Origin of the sequence: Colwellia sp. MT41, assembly GCF_001444365.1 — a bacterium.
In the GTDB taxonomy this organism is placed as follows: Bacteria; Pseudomonadota; Gammaproteobacteria; order Enterobacterales; family Alteromonadaceae; genus Colwellia; species Colwellia marinimaniae.
Genome location: NZ_CP013145.1, coordinates 2,760,735 through 2,779,875, shown reverse-complemented (window position 1 = coordinate 2,779,875; position 19,141 = coordinate 2,760,735). Strand labels below are relative to the sequence as shown.

Here is a 19,141-nt window from a genome sequence, read left to right as displayed (position 1 = left end):
TTAATAAGTTACGTGGCATTTTGTGTGTTCTTTTTGAAAAGCTCCCTAAATACCGGGTAAATATCAGCGACTGATTTGATATGCTGCATGGCAAAATTAGTATTAGACTGCTCCACTGCTTGATAGTGTTTCCATAGGGTTTGGTGTGCTCTTTGGGTTATTTCTATATAACTAAAATAGCGGCTTTTAGGCAGTATTTGTTGCTCTAAAATTGTTTGACAGCGGGGCGAGTCATCTGCCCAGTTATCGCCATCAGAAGCTTGGGCACCATAAATGTTCCATTGATTATCATTATAGCGTTCGCAGATAATATCATTCATTAACTCTAAGGCACTTGAGGCAATTGTTCCGCCGGTCTCTTGGGAGTAAAAAAACTCATGTTCATCGACTTCTTTCGCTTGGGTATGATGTCGGATATAAATAACATCAATATTTTTATAGGTACGACTAAGAAATAGATAAAGTAAAATATAAAAGCGTTTTGCCATTTCTTTTGTTGCTTGATCCATCGAGCCTGAAACATCCATTAAGCAAAACATTACCGCTTTTGACGTCGGTACTGCTTGCTTAGCATAATTGCGAAAACGTAAGTCGAAAGTATCAATAAAAGGGACTTTAGCTATTTTGTTTTTTAGTGTTTTAATCTCAAGTCGCAACGCACGCTCTTGTTGAATATGATCATGGGTATCTTGACTAAGCGCTAAAAGTTCTTGCTCAAGCTCTTTTAACTTTTTACGTTTTGAGCAGGTCATTACTATACGACGGGCAATGGATCCTTGCAGTGATTTGACTATATCTATATTTGATGCCACACCCTGGGTGCAAAAACCACTGCGCACCGTTTTATATTCAATCATCTTATCTAATTGATTTTTCTCAAGGTTGGGTAGCTCTAAGTCTTCAAAAAGAAGGTTTAGATATTCTTCCTTTGAAATGGAAAAGGTAAAGTCATCTTCGCCTTCCCCGCTATTACTAGCATCCCCTTGACCAGACCCTTGGCCTTGCTGTTTCGGCGGACGAGGGATTTTATCACCAGGAGAATATTGATCATTGCCTGGATGTACTCTATCTTTTATACCGCCATCACCTTGATGGAAAATCGGCTCGGATAAATCCTGTTTGGGGATAATGATGCTTTCACCAGAATCTATATCTGTCACACCTCGTTGGTTTATTGCATCCGAGACAGATTTTTTAATTTGATTTTTATAACGCCTTAAAAAGCGTTGACGATTAACGGTACTTTTATTTTTACTGTTAAGACGTCTATCAATAAAATTGGCCATATATTATCCTTATCTCTTTTTTAGCTTATCCCTATTGCGCAAGAGATACGACTTAAGAAGACTTTCTAACCCGTAAATACCACTCAGATAATAAGCGTACTTGCTTTTGGGTATAGCCTTTTGTCATCATACGTTTAACAAAATCATCATGTTTTTGTTGGTCATCGCTTGATGTTTTAGCATTAAAAGAAATAACAGGTAATAAATCTTCAGTATTGGAAAACATTTTTTTCTCAATAACAGTACGTAGTTTTTCATAGCTAGTCCAAAGTGGATTTTGACCATTATTATTGGCTTTTGCCCGTAGGACAAAATTAACTATTTCATTACGGAAATCCTTCGGGTTGCTTATACCTGCTGGTTTTTCAATTTTTTCTAATTCATCATTAAGAGATTGACGATCAAATAGCTGACCGGTCTCTGCATCTCTATACTCTTGATCTTGAATCCAAAAATCTGCATAAGTAACATATCGGTCAAAAATGTTTTGTCCGTATTCGGAGTAAGACTCTAAGTAGGCGGTTTGAATTTCTTTACCAATAAACTCAATATATTGAGGGGTCAGGTAGCCTTTGATAAATTCCATATAGCGCTCTGCGGTTTCTTTAGGCAGTTGCTCTCGTTCAACTTGTTGCTCTAATACATAGAATAAGTGCACTGGGTTTGCCGCGACTTCAGCACTATCGAAGTTAAATACCCGAGATAAAATCTTAAAAGCAAAGCGAGTAGAAAGTCCTGACATGCCTTCATCAATACCAGCATAGTCACGGTACTCTTGATAGGATTTTGCTTTTGGATCGGTATCCTTAAGAGTCTCGCCATTATAAACACGCATTTTTGAATAAATGCTTGAGTTAACAGGGTCTTTTAAACGAGATAAGACCGAGAATTGCGCAAGAATATCTAAAGTATCTGGCGCACATTGCGCCGTTTTTAATTCGCTGTTTTCAAGTAGTTTTTTATAGATCTTAACTTCTTCAGAAATACGCATGCAATAAGGCACTTTAACAATATATACCCGGTCTAAGAAGGCTTCGTTGTTTTTGTTATTTCTAAAGTTTTGCCATTCAGATTCATTTGAATGGGCAAGTATAATACCGTTAAAGGGTAAAGCTGAAAGCCCCTCAGTTGGGTTGTAATTACCTTCTTGGGTAGCGGTAAGTAATGGATGCAGCACTTTAATGGGTGCTTTAAACATTTCAACAAATTCCATCAAACCTTGATTGGATCGACACAATGCGCCTGAATAACTATAAGCATCCGCATCATTTTGAGCAAAATGCTCAAGCTGTCTAATATCAACTTTACCAACAAGTGCTGAGATATCTTGATTATTATCATCACCAGGCTCGGTTTTAGCGATGGCAATTTGATCCAAAATAGAAGGATGAATTTTGATCACTTTAAATTGAGCAATATCACCTTTATATTCATGTAAGCGTTTTGCCGCCCAAGGAGAAATAATATTGTTCAAGTAACGCTCTGGGATATTGTATTCTTCTTTTAAGATTTTACCGTCTGAATTTGCATCAAATAAGCAGAAGGGGTGATCATTTACCGGACTACGTATGCCATTGGCGCTTAAAACATAAATAGGCTTTTGTTGCATCAGGAATTTTAATTTTTCCGCTATTGATGATTTACCGCCGCCTACCGGGCCTAATAAATACAAGATCTGTTTATGCTCTTCTAATCCTTGTGAAGCATGTTTTAGATAAGAAACTATTTGCTCAATGGCTTCTTCCATGCCGTAAAAGTCGGTAAAAGCAGGATAGCGCTTAATAACCCTGTTGGAGAATATCCTACTGAGTTTCGGGTCTGTGGCGGTATCTACCATTTCAGGTTCACCAATGGCAAGAAGTAAGCGTTCTGATGCACTAGCGTAAGCTAGATTATCGTCTTTACAGATAGTTAAAAATTCTTGCAAGCTAAATTCTTCTTGTTGGGCTTGTTCATAACGTGATTGATAATGTTGAAAAATACTCATAACTACCTCCAAAAGAGCGAAAAACTATCCATTTAAGATAAATTAGCAAAAGTTAGTACCTAACAGCTTGTAAAGGTAAAGTAAAAAGCACCTGCTATAATTTAAGGTTAGTTGTTCTGGCTGATTTTGCTAAGAAATTTATAGAATTAAATTGTAATTGCCCAGAAAAATCCATGAGAGATCAACTAGCTATTTTATATACAACCATGGTAATTGCTGTTTTATTGCTTGAAAGCATAGTAGGTCAGTAACACCAGTGCTTGCTATCAGGTAAATATCAAGTGAGTAGTGCTGATTCTATTAGTGCAAATTACCACTGTACATAAATGTATACAGTGGACTACTAGCATCAGTATAGCCTTGTTAGCAGTGAGCAAGGTTTTTAACAAAATACTCGTACAATTTCTGTTACAACCATAGATTAGGCCTCGTACTAACAGCTCTTTCGCTTCTAAGCTTTGCCATTGATAATAGCTTTAATATAAGAATATGATTGGAAGAGAAATAACAATGACCGAATGTAAGAACCCATTAAAACTTTGTGGTATTGAGTTTACTGAATATGCCACCCCCGACTCTGATTTTATGGAAAAAGCTTTTTATGGCTTTGGTTTTTCTAAAACCAAAAAAATGAAAGGACGTGATGTTGATTACTATAATCAAAATGACATCCATTTTCTTATCAATAATGAAAAATCAGGTTTTTCTAAAGAATTTGCTAAAAGTCATGGTCCTGCCATTTGTTCTATGGGCTGGCGTGTTGAAGATGCTGATTTTGCTTTTACTGAAGCGGTGAAGCGTGGTGCAAAATCTGCAGAAAATGAAGCCAACAAACTTCCCTATCCAGCAATTTTTGGTATTGGTGATAGCCTTATCTATTTCATCGATAACTTTGCCAGAACAGGTAAAAATAAAGGTTTGATCTATGATACCGACTTTGAAGATATTGATGAGCCCGTTATCGTTGAAGACAAAGGCTTTTTAGCGGTTGATCATATGACTAACAATGTTCGTCAAGGCACCATGCATAAATGGGCTGATTTTTATAAAGACGTTTTTGGTTTTACCGAAATTCGCTATTTTGATATCAAAGGTGTTAAAACAGCATTGATCTCTTATGCACTGCAATCACCTTGTGGTAAATTCTGTATACCCATTAATGAAGGTAAAGGCAGTACCAATAATCAAATTGATGAGTATTTAAAAGAATATAATGGCCCTGGCGTGCAGCATTTAGCTTTTATAACGGATGATCTTGTCGGCTCACTTGATAAGTTAGATAGCGACATTATTGATACGCTAAATATTTTGCCTGAGTATTATGATGATATATTTGACCGCGTACCTTGGGTAAAAGAAGATAAAGATAAGATTAAAGAGCATCAAATTTTGGTTGATAGCCAAGGTGAAAATACTTACTTATTGCAGATATTTACTAAAAACTTATTCGGTCCCATATTTATTGAAATGATCCAGCGAGTGAATGATCAAGGTTTTGGTGAGGGTAATTTTTCAACCTTGTTTAAATCAATTGAATTAAATCAAATTGAACGTGGCGTTTTATAGTAAATAAGCAAGGATATATTTTGCTAAAAACCAGCTAACTGAGTTAAGTTTGCTGGTTTTTTATTGCTTGTCTGTCTAGTTAACTAAATATACTCCTGTTTATTTGCTGTTGGCAGACACGTTAAGATCTTTTAAAATGCCATCGTGTAAGTTGTATACTACGCCATGCACAGTAATATCTTGTTTATTATGCCAAGCTGTTAACAAGGTGGTGGTTTTACATATATTGGCTACTTGCTCGATAACATTGAGCTCACATAATAAATTAATCCGCTCTTTCTCATCGGTAAGCTTGTCCATCTCTTCTTTATGGAAACGGTAAACATCTTCAATATGGCGTAACCAGTTATCAATAAGGCCATGGCTTTTATTATCCAGGGCGGCACTGACACCACCACAACCATAATGACCACAAACGATAATATGCTGTACTTTTAATACATCGACGGCATATTGAATAACAGATAAACAGTTTAAGTCGGTATGAATAACTTGGTTCGCTATATTACGGTGTACAAAGACTTCACCAGGTTGCATACCAAGTAACTCATTGGCAGGTACACGAGAGTCAGAGCAACCTATCCATAAGTATTTGGGTGATTGTTGTTCAGATAAAGATTTAAAAAAACCAGGGTTTTCTTTAGTAATTTTTTCTGCCCATCGTTTATTATTATCAAACAGGTGTTGGATTGTTTTCATAAGTATAAGTCACGCCGAGTAGTTAAATTCATTGACATATTATGTCATGAAAAAGGTAAGTAAAAGTAATTATTTGTAATTTTGTGGTATTTGAGCTCATTAAATAGTCAATGTTCAATGAGGGACCTTTTAAAAGCCAATAGCTTACTTGAGTCAAAGCGAACTAGGGCAGTAAATATAAGGGTAAAATTGGCAGTTTAGACCATTTTTAGACCATTTTTAGACCAGCAAATAATTAGTGCCATTGCTCTTAGTATATCTAGTATAATAACAACAATAATCTCAACTCAATAGGTATAACAGCTATGGCGAGTGCATGTGCATTACATATTTTAGTGAAAACTGAACAACAAGCGATAGAAATAAAAGCACAACTTGCTAACGGTGCTAATTTTGGCGTACTAGCAAAAAAATATTCCCTTTGTCCATCGAAGAAAAAAGGTGGTGATTTGGGCGAGTTTCGCCGCGGAAAAATGGTGAAAGCTTTTGATGATGTTGTCTTTAAAAGACCGATATTAAAAGTACACGGACCGATAAAAACAAAATTTGGCTATCATTTGATTAAAACCCTATACCGAAATTAACGAATTATTTTAATCCTGTTGCTCTCTTCTTATTTTTTGTCTTGTTCTTCTTGATCTTCTTTATCAAGCATTTCGTTACGCTGCTTAATTTTTAGCAGTTGCTCTGGTGTTAAATTAAATTTTTTCGCCGATTTTCTTAATAACAAAATTCCTCCAGGGATAATACCTATAGCAAGGGTTATAATAATTATTGCGATTAATGACATAGATGCTAATACCTTTTTTGATAACTTTGATGAAAATACTAGCAAAAATAATGCTGTACAGGTAATTTATTCTACTATATAAAATACTTAGTATAAAAATTCCTAGTATGAATAAAAAAAACAAAAGAGAAAATAGTATGCTCAGTAAACTATCGATAAAGCTCCTTATACCCAATTTAGCCATAGGCTTAGTATTTATTTTTAGCACTTTTTTTATGATCGACTCAGTGAGTAACTTTACCTTGGTGGTAATATTCAGTGCTTTAGTGGTGTTACAAAGCCTGGTGAGCTACTTTTTTTTCACCCATATGTTAACCAATCGATTACTGCGTTTAAATGCTTATATTGATATGGTTGTCAGTACCGAAGAAGCGCCAGCAGAGCCATTAAAAGATCCTGCCAATGATGATCTTGCGCAAGTAACCAATGAGCTTAGTCATTTTATTGTTGGTTTAGCCGATGTAGTTAACGTTATCCGCCAAGAGTCAGAAGTGTTATGCCAAGGGTCTACTTCGTTGTCTCAGCAAATGAGCGAGTCAATCAAGTTGGTGGAAAACTCAAGCGTACAAATTGCGCAAATGGCAGAGTCGATTGAGGATGTAGCCAATACCTCATCAAGTTTATCAAACAGTGCTGAACAAGTAAGTGAAACAACTAGTTCAGTCATGGAAACCTTAGCCGAAGGAGTCAATTCCTCTAATATTAGTCAAAAAACTATTGAGGCTGTGGCGAGTGAAGTGGGGGATATGGCAAAAGAGCTTGCTTTACTGCAAGAGGAATGTGCTCGTATCGGCTCTGTCTTAGATGTTATTAAAGGTATTGCCGAGCAAACCAATTTACTTGCCTTAAATGCGGCCATTGAAGCTGCGCGCGCGGGTGAGCAGGGCCGAGGTTTTGCTGTTGTTGCTGATGAAGTTCGAGCCTTAGCGCACCGAACTCAAGAGTCAACGGTAGAAATACAAGCTATGGTTGAGCGCTTACAAACTAAATCAAGCAATGCCGTCAATAGTATCAGTAAAGGCCATAAGTTAACCCAAGACTCGTTAAAGTATTCCGCTGACGTTGTTAAAGCATTAGATAAAATTGGTTATGCTTGTCAAGATGTTGATAATTTAACATCACAAATCGCCAGTACAACGTTGGCGCAACAAAGCGCAACGTCATCGATTAATGACACTATGTTAGCGGTAGTATCCTTAAGTCATGATATCAACAGTGGTTTAAATTCTGTTGCCGCACATGCCGAGCAGCAGCAACAAACGTCCAAAGAAGTAGAGCAGGCTATCAATAGAATTTGTGTTTAGTTTTTATGTTCTAAATGAGTCGCAGATGTTTTACTTTAAATAAGATAAGTGTTTGCTTTATCGATCATTTTCTTGATTGCGTAATTTCGCCAGTTTTTGTAATTGTTTAGATTGCTCATGTAAACTGGCACGCACCAATATCTCTCTATCTTCTTCTCGTATAAAGTGAAAAGTTACCTTGTAGGCAAACTGTTCATTAGCCGACTCAACCTCGACTACTTCACCATAACAATAGATAGCACAATTATTTTCCAGTAAAAATATTTTTAGCTCAAGTATTTGGCCAATACTAAATACAGTTGGCGCGATAAATTTAATGCCGCCACCGCCAAACTTTATGCCTTGGTACCTATATTGAACTTCATCTTGTTGACTAAGAATATAGCCGACCAGTAAATCAATTTTCTGTGATTGTTGATTAAGGAAGCTGACTAGTTGAGCTGCGCTATTGCCTAAACTTTGTAATGATCTTAACGCGGATTGATCGATTGAGTTCATCTCAGTTGACAGTTTAAATGGCATTGGCATACGGCTCATAAATTGTGCAAAACTACTGGCTTCCTCTTTTTTTATGGTGGTAATATTTACCGAGAAGTCATGCTCAATGGCAAAAAACTCATGATATAGGCTTAATTTTTGTTCAAGGGAATGAGTAATCATCGGATCAGTTTCCATTTAAAAGAGAGTGCTTTTCATAAATAAGGTAAAAGTTCAAAAAAAATAATACCATAGCTGAAACTTATAACAGAAAATTGTAACTATACCTATCCCTCCGGCTATTTATCTCAGACAATTATAGTGACTGTGTTATGCTACAGACCATTCTAAATTGGCCGCAGATAAAATAATAATACCTAATGTTTCAACCTATTAGCATCTTCATCGGGCTACGTTATAGTCGTAGTAAAAGCCCCACTGGCTTTGTTTCTTTTATTACTTTCTTTTCCACTGTCGGTATTTTATTAGGGGTGGCATCACTGATTACCGTGGTCTCCGTGATGAACGGTTTTGAAGGTGAGTTAAAAAAACGCATCTTAGGTATTGTCCCCCATGTCATTGTCAGTGACTTTCCTGATAAAGATGCTGATAAAGGCACTGGTGCTACGGAAAACTCATATTGGCAAAGCTTACGCAAAGAACTTCTTACCCAGCCTCATGTGCTGCAAGTGACACCTTTTCTGGAAAGTGAGGCCTTAATTCAATCGACAACAGGTCTTCAAGGCGTTTTACTACAAGGTATTATGCCTAAATTTGAAAGACAAAATATTATTAGCAGTCATATGGTTGCCGGTAGTCTGGCAAATCTTTCGACCCAAAGCTACTCCTTAGTATTAGGGCAGTCATTAGCCAATAAATTACAAGTGAGCCTGGGTGATGAAGTGCGTTTGGTACTGCCCAATAAGAGCGTTTTTACCCCCATGGGGCGTATACCGGTACAACGTGTTTTTACCGTGGCAGGTATTTTTCATATTGGCTCACAAGTTGATGATGCCATGGTTTATGTGGACAGTCGCTATGGCGCAAAATTACTCAGGCGAACGGGCGATGGTATTGATAAATTACGCCTTTATTTAGATGACGCCTTTAATGCCCAGCAAGTAGTAACCGCACTTGAAAGTAAGCAACAAAGTGCACAACTACGTAAGCAAACAGGCAATCCTCTGCATTCCGTTAGTTTTAGCACTTGGAATGAAAGCCAAGGGGCATTATTTTCCGCAGTGAAAATGGAAAAAAATATGATGTGGTTAATGCTTAGTTTAATTGTTGCTGTTGCTACCTTTAATATTGTCTCGGCGCTGGTGATGGTTGTTGTTGATAAACAAGCTGAAATTGGCATATTACAAACATTAGGTTTGGCGCGTACTGATGTGATTAAGATTTTTATCACTCAGGGCATGGTTAATGGTTTGTGGGGCGTTAGCTTAGGTGGGGTTATTGGCGTGATATTAGCACTGAATCTCAACGATATAATGCTGGTGATAGGGGTTAATTTATTTGGCTTCGGCGTACAAAGTTTACCGATAAAGTTGGAGTTCTTTGATGTGCTAACTATTATTTTATCAGCACTGGTCATGAGTTTTCTTGCCACACTTTATCCGGCATATCAAGCGTCGACCACTCAGCCGGCGCAGGTGTTACGAAATGAATAAGGTTATGAACTAATGAGTAAAGTATTACAGTGTTGTCAACTAACTAAATCATATAAGCAAGGTGACATCGAAACTAAGGTATTAAAAGACTTAGACCTCAGTGTTGACAAAGGTGAGCTTCTTGCCGTTGTGGGTAGCTCGGGCTGCGGGAAAAGTACCTTCTTACACCTTGCCGGCGCTTTAGATACGCCTACTTCAGGCAAGGTGCTTATCAATGGCATCGATATTCACCAATTATCAGACAAAGAAAGAGCTAAATTTAGAAATCAGCATATTGGTTTCATTTATCAATTTCACCATTTGATGATGGAATTTAGCGCTCAAGAAAATGTTGCTATGCCATTGATGATTAGAGGTGACAAACCTAAAGATGCATTGTTAGCCGCCAAGAATATGCTTGACCAGGTTGGCTTAAGTCATCGAATTGATTACCGGCCTTCACAATTATCAGGTGGCGAACGTCAACGCGTGGCGATTGCTCGAGCCTTGGTTACCAAACCCTCTTTAGTCTTGGCTGATGAGCCAACAGGGAATTTAGATAGTGATACCGCCGAGCAAATTTATCAACTGATCCGTAGGCTAAATAAGACGGCTCAGACAAGTTTCGTCATTGTGACTCATGATCTTGTCTTGGCAAAACGTATGGATAGGCAAGTGAAGTTGGTACAGGGGCAATTATCACCCTTGTTCGATGAGGGTAATAAGCAATTAGTCACCGATGACGCTAACAGTGTTTTAAGTCAAAATAGTCGACCAGTAAGTGATAAATATGTTTAAACCCTTAAGTATTTTTTTAGGCTGGCGTTATGTGCGTAGCCGACATGGTAATGGTTTTTCTGCTTTCATCTCTGCTTCTTCTACCCTAGGTATTGCTTTAGGGGTGACGGTACTTATTATTGTGCTCAGCGCGATGAATGGCTTTGAGCGAGAGTTATCACAAAAACTACTGTCGATTGTTCCGCATGTTGAGCTTGTCAGTGTTAACGAGCCGATAAGGAATTGGCGACAAAGTATAAAGAAAGTACAACATGAGCAAGCAGTGCTCGCTGCTGCGCCGGTAATAAAAATGACCGGCATGTTGCAACATGGCTTGCAGCTTAAAGCGGTAGAAGTACGTGGCGTTGATGCCGAGCTTGAAATGCAGGTGTCGAGTATTGATGATTATATTATTGCGGGTAAATGGTTGGGCTTAAGGGTCACTGATCATAATAGCAACAGCATCATAATCGGTAGCGGCGTGGCAAAAAAATTATCCGTGCAACTTGGCGATAAAATACAGTTATTGTTACCACCACCACAAGCGGGTAATGACATTAAACAAGTCTTTTCTTCACCTATCACTCGTCAGGTAGAAGTGGTTGCTATATTCAAATTTGGCGGCACCATAGACGAAACTTTAGCTTATATTCCCCTGGCCCTGGCCAGTGATGTTATGGGCTATGCCAGTAATGAAACACAAAGTATACGCTTGAAAGTTGCCGATGTATTTGCTGCCCCTAAAATTGCCCGACAGGTTGCCTATAATTTTGACCATTATGTTTATATTAATAATTGGACTCGTAGCCAAGGGCATTTATTTAATGATATCCAGTTGGTGCGCATGGTGATGTTTATTGTCATGGTGCTGGTTATCGCGGTAGCTAGCTTTAATATTGTCTCAACCTTGATCATGGCGGTTAATGAGAAACAAGGTGATATAGCTATTTTAAAAACCATGGGTGCCAGCTCACAAACAATAATGTTGGCCTTTATTTTTCAAGGTTTGGTTAATGGGGTAGTTGGTAGTCTATTAGGCGCGCTGTGTGGTGTTTATTTTGCATTAAACCTTACCGATATTATGAGCGGCTTAGAGCAGTTGCTTGGGGTTACCTTTTTGTCGGGGGATGTCTATTTTATTAACTACCTACCGAGTGTTTTACATGCTAGTGATGTTTACGCCACCGTTATAACCGCGTTAATTATGAGCCTGTTGGCAACCGTGTATCCGGCATGGCGAGCAACAAAAATTGAGCCAGCGCAAGTGTTAGGCCAGCTGTAATCACCTCTATAGCTTTTACTCTAGCTAAAAAAAAGACAAAAAAAAGCCCGCAAACTAAGTGCGGGCCAACTCAAATATCAAGTTGATAGAAGGAAGTTAAATTCCAAGAAACATGTCAGAGAGAAAAGATAGTAGCTATCATTTCAGAGTAATCTGGTTAATGAACTCTCTTTGGGAGAAAGAAAAAGTAACATTGCGCTAACTCAGAAAACAAAGCTATCATAGTGGCGAATCCCTTGGTCGACAAACTAAAAAAAATGTAGTCTAGGCATTAGAAAAACTAATGCATAAACATTGAACTTTCTATTGGGTTATATTTATGAATAACTATTCATTAGTTTTTTATCTACGCCAATTAAATGGCTTTTAGCGTGTTTTTTTATGCAAAAACAATTGACGTCTAAAGAAAATCTGGCTTTTTATAACTATTTATTCACTAAATTATGATAACTTTAATTGTTTACTTAAAAAGCCTGATGCAAATACTAGGTAATTTTATGTTTTATCGGTTAAGCCATATTGGCTTAAGGTAATCGCTACTAAATTTTTGTTGATTGAGCATTATTTATTAAGCGATTTTGCTAAGTTTTATCTGGTTTGATTTTAGTCAGCTTAATTTAAATTAAATTAATTTAACTAAGTTAATTTAAGCTAGTCAGTGGTATTTTGGCTCATGCCGATGAATATTATTGATTTAATATAGCCGGCTCGGGTGAGGGGCTAGGCAAACTAAAGCGGCAAGCCTTAATTTATGTAGCTATGGTCGCTATCATTATTGTTGTTACGGTAGCGATAAAATGCAGTGGCTCGAAGTCTTTCTATTAACAATGCCTAGTAAAGCAAGCTTCACTAGGCATATACAGATCTAGGTTTTACTAGCTAAAGTTAGCTTGAGCAAAATCCCAGTTAGCTAATGCCCAAAAACCTTTCAGGTAATCAGGTCTTACGTTACGGTAATCTATGTAGTAAGCATGTTCCCATAAATCAACGGTAATAAGTGGTGTAACACCGTCGTCAGTTAATGGTGTCGCTGCATTTGACGTGTTTACAATCGCTAAGCTACCATCTGCATTCTGCACTAACCAAGTCCAGCTAGAGCCAAAGTTATTGATAGCACTATCAGTGAATTTAGCTTTAAATTCATCAAATGAACCGAAGTTACTGTTAATAGCTGCTAGTAAATCACCTGATGGCTCACCGCCGCCGTTTGGACTTAAGCTGTTCCAATAAAAAGTATGGTTCCAGATTTGTGCTGCGTTATTAAAAATACCAGCAGAAGAGCTTTTAACAATCTCTTCTAAGCTTTTATTTTCGAACTCAGTACCGCCAATTAAGCCATTAAGCTTAACAACATAAGTGTTGTGGTGCTTGCCATAATGAAATGATAAAGTTTCTGCTGAAATGTGTGGCTCTAAAGCATTTTGCTCGTAAGGTAATGCCGGTAATTCAATGGCCATGATACTCTCCTAGTTATAATTCTAATTTTCCACCAAAAATAGGTGTGTTTTCATATAAACTTGAGTAAAATACTCAAGTATTATTTATTCAGGTCATAGACCTATATAAGGGTTGTTAGGACAAGTTTCAAGGCTATATTTTTAAAAATCAATAGTTAAGCTAGTTCAGCGCATAGTACTTATTCTATTACCTTGTATTGAAAGTAGTTGTAAATTTATTTTTTATCTCCATATGTAGGTATATCAATGCAATTGAATAGAATAAGCATTAATTAATAGAGGGTGTTATGGATACAATTGAGCGAATTAAAGAACAAATTAGCAAAAATACAATCTTGCTATATATGAAAGGGTCTCCTAAATTACCAAACTGTGGCTTTTCATCACAAGCATCACAAGCCTTAATTTCTTGTGATGAGAAATTTGCTTATGTTGATATTTTGCAGAACCCAGATATTCGTGCTGAATTACCTAAATATGCCGATTGGCCAACCTTCCCACAATTATGGGTTGAAGGTGAGTTAGTAGGTGGCTGCGATATTATTATGGAAATGTTTCAGCAAGGTGAATTACAAACTTTAGTGAAAGCAGCCGCAGCCAGACATGCTTCAACAGAAGGTAGTTCAGCAGATGATAGTTCAGTAGAAGATAGTTCTGTAGTAGAAGAAAAATAATTATCTTATCTGATTGATATTTAACTATTTGCCACCATGTTTGTAGGCAGATTATTAAACTTTTTTAACATAAAAAAAACGGAGCATAAAATGAGTGTATTAGTTGGTCGTCCAGCACCAGACTTCACTGCCGCAGCAGTATTAGCTAACGGTGAGATTGTAGATAGCTTTACATTAAGCGAAGCGATTAAAGGTAAAAAAGCAGTAGTGTTTTTCTACCCGTTAGATTTTACTTTTGTTTGTCCATCTGAGCTATTAGCTTTTGATCACCGTATGGAAGAATTCAAAAAACGTGGTGTTGAAGTGATTGGTGTGTCAATTGATTCACAATTTTCTCATAATGCATGGCGTAATACCTCAGTAAACGACGGTGGTATTGGTCCAGTACAATACACATTAGTTGCTGATGTTAAACATGAAATTTGTAAAGCATACGGTGTTGAACATCCTGAAGCGGGTGTTGCCTTCCGTGGTTCATTCTTAATCGATGAAGAAGGCAATGTACGTCATCAAGTAGTGAATGATTTACCTCTTGGCCGTGATGTTGATGAAATGTTACGTATGGTTGATGCCTTACAATTCCACCAAGACCATGGCGAAGTTTGTCCTGCAGGTTGGAAAAAAGGTGATAAAGGTATGACAGCGTCTACTGAAGGCGTAGCTGCTTACCTTACTGAGAATGCAGATAAGTTATAATTATTGCTTAATCGTTAAGTTACTTGTTTAAGTTAATTAACGACATAGTAAAGTAAAAAACCGCGTAAGCGGTTTTTTTATCTTTAAAATTCAATAAAGCCAACTATTGCGGAACTTGATTTTTAATTTCCGCCGCGGTTAATGGTTAACGGCCACCCCTAACGCACGCCAGCTATTAACAAGGTGACCAAGGTATGTTGATTAAGCTCGGCTGTTTTTACTGTGCTTTAGACTCATTCTCTGTCTCTGTCTCTGTTAACGGCCAACCTCCTAACGCACGCCATCTATTAACATGTGACCAAGGTATGTTGATTAAGCTCGGCTATTTTACTGTGCTTCAGACTCAGACTCAGACTTAGACTCGTTTTCTGTCTCATTCTCTGTCTCGGTTAACGGCCAACCTCCTAACGCACGCCATCTATTAACAATATGACAAAATAACTCGGCCGTTTTTTCGGTATCATATAATGCGCTATGCGCTTCATTATTATTAAAATCTATATTGGCTGCGATACATGCTTTTGCTAAAACAGTCTGGCCTAAGGCAAGACCAGCAAGCGTGGTAGTATCAAAGCTGACAAAACTATGAAAAGGGCTGCGCTTAATTTTACAGCGCTCGGTGGCAGCATTTAAAAAGCCTAAATCAAAGGCGGCATTATGGGCAACAATAATGGCTCGTTGACAGCCAGCCGCTTTCATTTTTTTACGCACCAATTTGAACAGGGTTTTCAGTGCTTCTTCTTCCGTCACCGCGCCACGCAACGGGTTCGTAGGGTCTATACCGGTAAACTCCAGTGCTTTTGGTTCTAGATTAGCCCCTTCAAAAGGCTCAATGTTAAATTGTATGGTTTCATCGATAGAAAAATCACCTGTGCTTTCATCTAGATGTAACATTGAAGCCGCAAGTTCAAGTAGGGCATCAGTTTTGGCATTAAACCCCGCAGTTTCTACATCGATAACAACAGGGAAATAGCCCCGAAATCTTTGAGCAAATTGGCTTTTAACGTTGTCAGTATTGGTTGATGTTTTTTGTTGGCTATCTATTGAGCTTGATTCGGACATGGTCACTATGTAATGAAAAGGGAAAAGTAATGCCGGGGATTATCGCAGAAAGTTAATTTAAAAACGACAATGAAAGTGATTTCTCGGCAAGTTAGACTGTTTTTACCATGAAAAGCGCTATTTCATTGATATAATGCTAAAGTTATCTAGGTTTATGACGATACCTTTATATATCTAATATAGGCTAAAGTGTATAGGCCCGTTACCGCTTTCAATATTGTGCATAATTATGAAACCAATCATCGCAGCAATGAGTTCTTCTTTTCTTGTCCTCGCTAGCTTAACCGCTAGTTTGCTTGTCAGTGGAACACATGCCGGCATCCGTCAATATAGCGCTGATATCCATACTTCACAATGGCAGCTCTCTGCTGATTCACGCCTGAAGTGCACCTTGTCACATCAAATCCCTCGTTATGGTGAAGCGCGCTTCTCAGCCAAAGCCAGCCGCAAGCTTAATATGGAGTTTGAGCTAGATATGATGCTGTTACCCGATAACTACTCCTTAGCAGAAGTTCGCAGTGTTGCACCTAACTGGCAACCCGGTGTGGGCTCTCGCACGTTAGCGACGATGAAATTACATAAGCAATTTAAGCCAACCCTACCAAAAAAGGTTGCTTGGACAATGTTAAGTGAACTAGAGCAAGGCATGAGTCCGACCTTTTATTATAACGACTGGTATAGCGAACAAGATAAAATATCGGTTGGGCTATCAACAGCGCGCTTTAAAAAAGCTTATAAAGATTTTGTTGGCTGTGTAGGTAATCTGCTTAACTACAGCTTTGAAGATATCGCTTATACCGTACTGAACTATCAATCGAGTAGTGATAAATTTACTAAGGCATCACAAAGGCGTATCGATATGATTCGTGAGTATTTGAGCCTAGATCCCGACTTAGAACTGGTATTGATTGGAGCTTATTCTGATAGCTATGGTGGCCGTTGGTCAAACTTAAAGTTATCGGAACGCCGCGCCGAAAAAATAAGAGATTATTTTGTGCAAAATGGTATTGATATTAGTCGAATTGCCGCGAAAGGTTACGGAGAAAAACGTCATATTGCTTCTAATGACACCACACTAGGTCGAGGAAAAAACCGCCGAGTGGTTATTCAAATGCAAAAGCCTTAACTTATTTACCCTGTTTTATTTAACTGCTGTAAATAATACTTGCTACTAACGGCATAGAAAGTTAATAAAATCTAAAGTAAAGTATTGAACAGGCCTGTAGATTCACAGTAATCTACAGGCCTGTTTTTGTTTGTGCTCTATTTAATACCAATGAGTATAAAAATAGCTCACTTAGCGAGAGTTTAACGGCGAATAGGCAAGGCTTTGTTTATTCTAATGTCGACCCTGTCATGCTTAGTGTGCATGTTTTTTATGTAAAATGGTAAAAGTACAATTTTTTATTTTAAAGGGTTAAATGTCATGAAACATTTTTCAAAACTTTGCTTGTTACTCGGCACTTTATCAGTGTCAGTTGCGCCAATTACGTGGGCGCATGAAGGAGTAGAACCTCAACACGCTAAAGTGTCTAAACTAACGGATACCTATACTTACGCTAATTATGACCAAGTTAAAGCGACTCATGTATATCTTGATCTAAATGTCGATTTTGATAAAAAATCTTTGTCGGGTTTTGCGGAACTTTCACTCGATTGGATGACCGATAACAAAACGCCATTGATTTTGGATACCCGTGATCTTGTTATCCACCGCATTATGGCAAAAAATAGCCAAGGTCAGTGGCTAAAGGTTAATTATAAACTTGCCAAGCGTGATGACGTTTTAGGTAGCAAACTAACCATAGATACCCAGTTTAACGCTGAAAAAGTGCGTATCTACTATCACTCAACTGAAAAAGCTTCAGGCTTACAATGGTTATCGGCTGAGCAAACGGCGGGTAAAGAAAAACCATTTTTATTTAGTCAAAACCAAGCCATTCATGCCCGCTCTTGGATTCCTATTCAAGATACCCCGAGTGTTCGAGTAACTTACACTGCACGTATTACTACCGATAAAGATTTATTAGCGGTAATGAGTGCTAATAATGAACCAGGTACTGAGCGAGATGGCGACTATTTTTTCTCAATGCCACAAGCAATTCCTCCTTATTTAATTGCCCTTGCTGTCGGTGATCTGCAGTTTAAAGCAATGAGCCATCAAACAGGTATTTATGCCGAGTCTTATATTTTAGATGCGGCCGTTGCAGAATTTGATGATACTCAAGCGATGATTGATAAAGCCGAAGAAATGTATGGTAAATATCGTTGGGGTCGTTACGACTTGTTGATGTTACCACCAAGCTTTCCTTTTGGTGGTATGGAAAATCCACGTCTTTCGTTTATCACACCAACCGTGGTTGCCGGTGATAAAAGCTTAGTTAACTTAATTGCTCATGAACTTGCTCATTCTTGGTCAGGTAACTTGGTTACTAACGAAAGCTGGCGTGATCTTTGGTTAAACGAAGGTTTTACCAGTTATGTTGAAAATCGCATTATGGAAGCCGTCTTTGGTACTGAGCGTGCGGTAATGGAACAAGCGCTTGGTGTGCAAGATTTAAATGCTGAATTATTAGAACTTGCCCCAGGTGATACTAAGCTTTATATCGATTTAAAAGGCCGTGATCCGGATGATGCCTTCTCGGGTGTGCCTTATGTTAAAGGTCAGTTATTCTTAATGTACCTAGAACAGCAGTTTGGTCGTGAACGTTTTGATGCCTTTGTCCTCGAGTATTTTGAGAGCCATGCTTTCCAAAGCATAGGTACCAAAAACTTTATTAAATACTTAAAAGCTAACTTAACCGATAAGTACCCTAATATTGTTAGCGATAGCGAAATCAATGAGTGGATTTTCAAGGCAGGATTGCCAAGTTATGCGCCACAGCCTATATCTGACGCTTTTACCGTTATTGATAAGCAAATTACACAACTCATTGCTGATGAGTTAACTTTGGCAGAATTACCTACCGCTCAATGGACTTTGCATGAATGGTTGCACTTTATCAATAACTTACCCCTTGATGTTAATCAAGATCGCATGGTCAGCTTAGATAAAGCCTTTAACTTAACCACAAGTAAAAATGCTGAAATTGCTCATGCTTGGTACTTATTATCAATTCGCGTTGGATATAAGGAGGTTTACCCCGAAATGGCTAAATACCTGAAGGGTATAGGTCGTCGTAAACTGATTGTGCCTTTGTATAAAGAACTAGCGAAGCAAGCAGAAAATAAGGCATGGGCTATTGAAGTTTATCAACAAGCGCGCCCAGGCTACCACGGCTTAGCACAAGGCAGTGTTGATAGTGTATTGAAATAGTTGAGGGAAATCTTGCTCAATAAAAGCTAGATGAAAAATACGCGATAAAAAAGGGCTCAATGTGAAAACATTGAGCCCTTTTTTTATTTTAGTTGCGTCATTATTATTTAGTCACG

Annotated in this window: 17 protein-coding genes; 10 read left to right on the top strand and 7 right to left on the bottom strand. The window is 38.0% G+C overall.

Annotation, left to right across the window (positions count from 1 at the left end; translation table 11 throughout):
- Nucleotides 1-8 precede the first annotated feature (8 nt).
- Nucleotides 9-1,286, bottom strand: coding sequence for a YeaH/YhbH family protein (locus CMT41_RS11900; protein WP_057181519.1), 1,278 nt, complete (start codon nt 1,284-1,286; stop codon nt 9-11).
- A 52-nt stretch (nt 1,287-1,338) separates the two neighbouring features.
- On the bottom strand, nt 1,339-3,273 hold the full coding sequence (locus tag CMT41_RS11895) for a PrkA family serine protein kinase (protein ID WP_057181518.1): 1,935 nt from the start codon (nt 3,271-3,273) through the stop codon (nt 1,339-1,341).
- Between the two features lie 510 nt (nt 3,274-3,783).
- Here CMT41_RS11895 and hppD point away from each other — a divergent pair.
- Nucleotides 3,784-4,839: a 4-hydroxyphenylpyruvate dioxygenase gene (gene hppD, locus CMT41_RS11890; RefSeq protein ID WP_058027382.1), complete on the top strand. Its 1,056-nt coding sequence runs from the start codon at nt 3,784-3,786 to the stop codon at nt 4,837-4,839.
- 99 nt (nt 4,840-4,938) lie between these two features.
- On the opposite strand, the gene can is transcribed toward hppD, so the two are convergent.
- On the bottom strand, nt 4,939-5,538 hold the full coding sequence (can, locus tag CMT41_RS11885; protein ID WP_057181516.1) for a carbonate dehydratase: 600 nt from the start codon (nt 5,536-5,538) through the stop codon (nt 4,939-4,941).
- A gap of 305 nt (nt 5,539-5,843) precedes the next feature.
- Between can and ppiC the strand changes: the two genes are divergently transcribed.
- Nucleotides 5,844-6,122 (top strand): peptidylprolyl isomerase PpiC, encoded by a 279-nt coding sequence (gene ppiC / locus CMT41_RS11880; protein ID WP_057181515.1) that lies wholly within the window; start codon nt 5,844-5,846, stop codon nt 6,120-6,122.
- 29 nt (nt 6,123-6,151) lie between these two features.
- Here the strand turns inward: ppiC and CMT41_RS18725 are convergent, their stop codons facing one another.
- Nucleotides 6,152-6,328 (bottom strand): DUF2897 family protein, encoded by a 177-nt coding sequence (locus CMT41_RS18725; RefSeq protein ID WP_082606539.1) that lies wholly within the window; start codon nt 6,326-6,328, stop codon nt 6,152-6,154.
- Between the two features lie 107 nt (nt 6,329-6,435).
- Between CMT41_RS18725 and CMT41_RS11875 the strand changes: the two genes are divergently transcribed.
- Complete coding sequence (locus CMT41_RS11875) at nt 6,436-7,632, top strand: methyl-accepting chemotaxis protein (RefSeq protein WP_083494278.1); 1,197 nt, start codon at nt 6,436-6,438, stop codon at nt 7,630-7,632.
- Between the two features lie 57 nt (nt 7,633-7,689).
- Here the strand turns inward: CMT41_RS11875 and CMT41_RS11870 are convergent, their stop codons facing one another.
- Nucleotides 7,690-8,292: a PilZ domain-containing protein gene (locus CMT41_RS11870; protein WP_058028220.1), complete on the bottom strand. Its 603-nt coding sequence runs from the start codon at nt 8,290-8,292 to the stop codon at nt 7,690-7,692.
- Nucleotides 8,293-8,489: 197 nt separating this feature from the next.
- Between CMT41_RS11870 and CMT41_RS11865 the strand changes: the two genes are divergently transcribed.
- From CMT41_RS11865 to lolE, 3 genes are read left to right on the top strand one after another with little or no spacing between them, the layout of a single operon-like run.
- Complete coding sequence (locus tag CMT41_RS11865; RefSeq protein WP_058027380.1) at nt 8,490-9,782, top strand: lipoprotein-releasing ABC transporter permease subunit; 1,293 nt, start codon at nt 8,490-8,492, stop codon at nt 9,780-9,782.
- 12 nt (nt 9,783-9,794) lie between these two features.
- Nucleotides 9,795-10,559, top strand: coding sequence for a lipoprotein-releasing ABC transporter ATP-binding protein LolD (lolD, locus tag CMT41_RS11860; RefSeq protein WP_058027379.1), 765 nt, complete (start codon nt 9,795-9,797; stop codon nt 10,557-10,559).
- Nucleotides 10,552-11,820 carry a lipoprotein-releasing ABC transporter permease subunit LolE gene (gene lolE / locus CMT41_RS11855; RefSeq protein ID WP_058027378.1) on the top strand — a complete coding sequence of 423 codons (1,269 nt, stop codon included), beginning with the start codon at nt 10,552-10,554 and terminating at the stop codon, nt 11,818-11,820. Before lolD ends, lolE begins: the two co-directional genes overlap by 8 nt.
- Before the next feature lie 875 nt (nt 11,821-12,695).
- On the opposite strand, the gene CMT41_RS11850 is transcribed toward lolE, so the two are convergent.
- Nucleotides 12,696-13,277, bottom strand: a complete 582-nt coding sequence (locus CMT41_RS11850; RefSeq protein WP_057181510.1) for a Fe-Mn family superoxide dismutase — start codon at nt 13,275-13,277, stop codon at nt 12,696-12,698.
- 287 nt (nt 13,278-13,564) lie between these two features.
- On the opposite strand from CMT41_RS11850, the gene grxD reads away from it, so the two are divergent.
- The gene (gene grxD, locus CMT41_RS11845; RefSeq protein ID WP_057181509.1) at nt 13,565-13,951 is read left to right on the top strand and encodes a Grx4 family monothiol glutaredoxin; all 387 of its coding nucleotides are present in this window, start codon (nt 13,565-13,567) and stop codon (nt 13,949-13,951) included.
- A 90-nt stretch (nt 13,952-14,041) separates the two neighbouring features.
- Entirely contained in the window at nt 14,042-14,647 is a 606-nt protein-coding gene (locus CMT41_RS11840) for a peroxiredoxin (protein WP_057181705.1), read from the top strand.
- Between the two features lie 327 nt (nt 14,648-14,974).
- On the opposite strand, the gene rnt is transcribed toward CMT41_RS11840, so the two are convergent.
- Nucleotides 14,975-15,709 (bottom strand): ribonuclease T, encoded by a 735-nt coding sequence (gene rnt / locus CMT41_RS11835; RefSeq protein WP_058027377.1) that lies wholly within the window; start codon nt 15,707-15,709, stop codon nt 14,975-14,977.
- A gap of 229 nt (nt 15,710-15,938) precedes the next feature.
- Between rnt and CMT41_RS11830 the strand changes: the two genes are divergently transcribed.
- Together CMT41_RS11830 and CMT41_RS11825 are read left to right on the top strand one after the other, a co-directional pair.
- A complete protein-coding gene (locus CMT41_RS11830; RefSeq protein ID WP_231733048.1) occupies nt 15,939-16,835 on the top strand; it encodes a flagellar protein MotY in 897 nt (298 codons plus the stop codon).
- A gap of 300 nt (nt 16,836-17,135) precedes the next feature.
- Nucleotides 17,136-19,025: a M1 family metallopeptidase gene (locus CMT41_RS11825; protein WP_058027376.1), complete on the top strand. Its 1,890-nt coding sequence runs from the start codon at nt 17,136-17,138 to the stop codon at nt 19,023-19,025.
- The last annotated feature ends 116 nt before the right edge of the window (nt 19,026-19,141 follow it).